The sequence below is a fragment of the Mameliella sp. CS4 genome (assembly GCF_019392335.1).
In the GTDB taxonomy this organism is placed as follows: Bacteria; Pseudomonadota; Alphaproteobacteria; order Rhodobacterales; family Rhodobacteraceae; genus Antarctobacter.
On the sequence record NZ_JAHXRQ010000205.1, the window covers coordinates 1 to 257 of the forward strand.

At 57.6% G+C, this 257-nt stretch carries 1 protein-coding gene; it reads right to left on the minus strand.

Features of this window, described 5'->3' with window-relative positions:
* Positions 1-257 (minus strand): MCP four helix bundle domain-containing protein (locus KZZ07_RS27120; protein ID WP_219520100.1); only part of this gene is annotated, 257 nt, incomplete at both ends.

The following is a 257-nucleotide window of genomic DNA, read 5'->3' on the forward strand; positions in this document are numbered from 1 at the left end:
TCCTTGGCGAGGACATCCTCCTCCGGAGTCAGGTAGGTCGCCAGGTAGGCCGACCACTCGGTGTGGAGCTTCGAGAGATCGCGCTCGATCTTGTCCCTGGCCCGGGCGGGCTCGATCTGCTTGTTGCGCAGCAGGCGCGAGGCATCGATCAGGTCATCATAGGCATCACGAATGGTGCTGAATTGCCGAAGACAGACGACCCGGTCATCGAATACGGTTTTTAGGCTTTGATGACTCCAATATAGCGCGAAATTTCC